This window comes from Brevundimonas sp. CURTG3B2_SDJG (assembly GCF_057364705.1).
Genome location: NZ_JBNFOJ010000327.1, coordinates 1 through 2981, shown reverse-complemented (window position 1 = coordinate 2981; position 2981 = coordinate 1). Strand labels below are relative to the sequence as shown.

General features: G+C 72.5%; 2 protein-coding genes. Both read left to right on the top strand.

The window, feature by feature from the left end:
* A partial coding sequence (locus tag AC2W7C_RS16010) for an autotransporter assembly complex protein TamA (protein ID WP_486002290.1) occupies positions 1-1672 on the top strand: 1672 nt, incomplete at its 5' end.
* Positions 1669-2981, top strand: a 1313-nt coding sequence (locus tag AC2W7C_RS16005) for a translocation/assembly module TamB domain-containing protein (protein ID WP_486002289.1), incomplete at its 3' end; no start/stop codon positions are given. The genes AC2W7C_RS16010 and AC2W7C_RS16005, both read left to right, overlap by 4 nt.

The window sequence follows — 2981 nt, the reverse complement described above, 5'->3', positions numbered from 1 at the left end:
AACCGGCTTCGAGGCGCGGCGGCGCGCGCGGGGCGCCATGGAGGCCGCGGAGGCCCTGCTGCGCTCCGAGGGGTACTATCAGCCGGTCCTGGAGGACGTGGTCGAGGGCGAGGAGACGCCGGTCGCCATCGTGGACGTGACGCCGGGCCCTCGTTTCGCCCTGACCCCCGCCGACGTCCGCTGGGCCGAGCCGCCGCCGGACGCCGCAGTCGCGGCCCAGGTGAACGACGAGATCCAGCTGACGCCGGGCGAACCCGGCCGCGCCGTCGACGTCATCGCGGCCGAGGGCCGCATCCTGGCCGGCCTGACCCGCCGCGGCTACGCCGACGCTCGGGCCGATCCGCGCCGTGTGGTCGTCGATCACCAGACCCGGACGGTCCATCCGACCTACAACATCGCCTCGGGCCGGCTGGTGCGGCTGGACGGGGTGCGGCTGGAGACCCGCGGCCCCACCAATCCGAATTGGGTCGCCGGCCTGGCCCCCTGGGCCGAGGGCGACGTCTACGATCCCGAACAGGTCGCCGAGCTGGAGCGCCGGCTGCTGGAGACCGGCGTCTACGACGGCGTCGGCGTGGCCCTGGCGGGCGCCGACCAGACCCGGGCCGACGGCCTGAGGCCGGTGGTGGTCACCCTCACCGACCGCCCCCGCTGGATCCAGGAGGCGGGGATCACCCTGTCCACCGCCCGGGCCACCGTGACGGCGGGTTCGGCGGGAACCTCCACGACCGGGGGTTCCGCGATCGAGGGCGCGTGGACCTATCATAACCGGTTCGGCCGCGCCGACACCCTGCGCTACGAGGCCCGGCTCTCGGACATCGACAGCAAGCTGGGGGTCGATCTGACCCTCCCCCACTGGCGTCGGCCCGGGCGGACGCTGACGGCGGGCGCGGCCATCGTCAACGAGGACACCGACGCCTACCAGCGCCTGGCCGGCGTGCTGTACGTCGACGCTCGCCAGCGCCTGGGCAAGTCCTCCTGGTACAGCTACGGCCTGGGCATCGACGTCGGCCAGTATGATGAGAACCGGTTCGACCCGGTGACCCAGGCGCCGCTGGACATCACCCGGAACCTGGCCTTGCTGACGCTCAGGGGCGGCGCCTACCTGGACCGGTCCGATGATCCGCTGGACGCCCGCAGCGGCTATCGCCTGACCGCGAACCTGCAGCCGACGGCGGTGACCGGCGACGATTCCCTGCTGTTCCTTCGCGCCGACGCCCAGGCCACGGCCTATCTGCCCCTGCAGCAGGGCGGCAAGACCCGGCTGGCCGGGCGCGTGCGCCTGGGCTCCATCCTGGGCGGCGAGGAGCTGACCATTCCGTCGGACCGGCTGTTCTATTCCGGCGGCGGCGGATCGGTGCGCGGCTTCGAGTACCAGGGCGTCGGCCCCCGCCTGCCCGACGGCACGCCGCGCGGCGGCCTGTCGCTGTTCGAGACCTCGCTCGAGGTGCGCCGCGACATCGGACGCAGCTTCGGCGCCGTTGTCTTCGTGGACGCCGGCGCGATCGGGGCGCAGGAGTATCCCAACTTCAACAACCTGCGCTACGCCGTGGGCGCGGGCGTCCGCTACCAGCTGCCGTTCGGCCCCATCCGCGCCGACGTCGCCTTCCCCCTGGACCGCCAGCCCGGGGATTCGGACTTCCAGATCTACATCAGCATCGGACAGGCGTTTTGACCGAGGCGACGCCCCCCGACGCGACGCCCGAGACTCCGGCCCAGCGGGAGAAACGCAAGCGCACGCGCCTGCAGGCCCTGGCCTTCTTCGGAGGGATCGGCCTGGCGATCCTGGCCGCCCTGCTGATCGTCGTCGCCATCGGCGGCCGAATGTACCTGCTCTCCGAACCCGGGCGCGGCCTGGTGACCAGCTTCGTGGCGGGCAAGAAGGTCGGCCGCTACGGACGGATCAACGTCGAGGGGGTCAAGGGCGACCTGTTCGACGACTTCACCATCGACCGGGTCACCGTCACGGATGCGAAGGGCGTCTGGCTTGAAGCCCGCCAGGTGCGCGTGGACTGGACCTGGTGGCCTCTGATCGGCCGCCGCTTCCACGCCACCAATATCGAGGCCGGCGTCATCCGTCTGATCCGCCGCCCCGAGGTGGAGCCCTCGACCACCCCGCCGGGCCCGCAGCCGCTGTCGATCGACATCGACCGGTTCGCCGCGAACGTCGAGTTGCTGGAGGGCTTCAGCCAGGAATACGGCCGCTGGCGCCTGACCGGCGAGGCGGACGTGCCGCGCAGCGGGCCCAAGAAGGCCATCGTCAACGCGGCGAGCAACAGCCGGCCGGGCGACTATCTGCGGGTCAACGCCACCTTCGGCGGCGACCTGGCCGACATGCGGCTGAACCTCAGGGCCAACGAGGCCCGGGGCGGGCCGATCGCCGGCGCGCTGGGATACTCGCCGGACCAGCCGTTCGCGGCGACCGCCGTCGTGAACGGCGAGGTGGTCGACGCCATCGTGCGCACCGGCGATTTCACCCCGCTGATCGTCAAAGGCCGCTACGGCGAGGACCGAGCGCGGATCGTCGGCTATTTCGACTTCTCGGGCTCGACCTTGCTGGCCCCCTTCGTCGAGCGCGTGGGGCGGACCGCCCGCTTCGGCTTCGCCGCCACCCCGGACACCGACGGCGACGGGCAGCAGGGCGTGGGCTGGCGGCTGCTCGCCGACAACCTGACCTCCAGCGCCAGCGGCCAGATCCGGCTTCGCGACCGGCGCAGCGAGGACGGGATCAGGCTCGAGATCGCCACGCCGTCGCTGAGCCGCCTGATCGGCCGTCCGGTCGCCGGCCCGGCGGCCTACGAGGGTCTGTTCAAGGGCGATGCGGCCGCGTGGTCCCTGCAGGGGGCCGTCGACCTGCTGGGCGTGGACCTGTCCAGCTATCGCGCCCAGCGCATCCAGGGTCCCCTGAACGTGGCGGTCCGCGACGGCCGCATGGACGTCGCGAGACATCCGCGCGGCCGGCGGCTCGCGCGCCGGCATCGTCG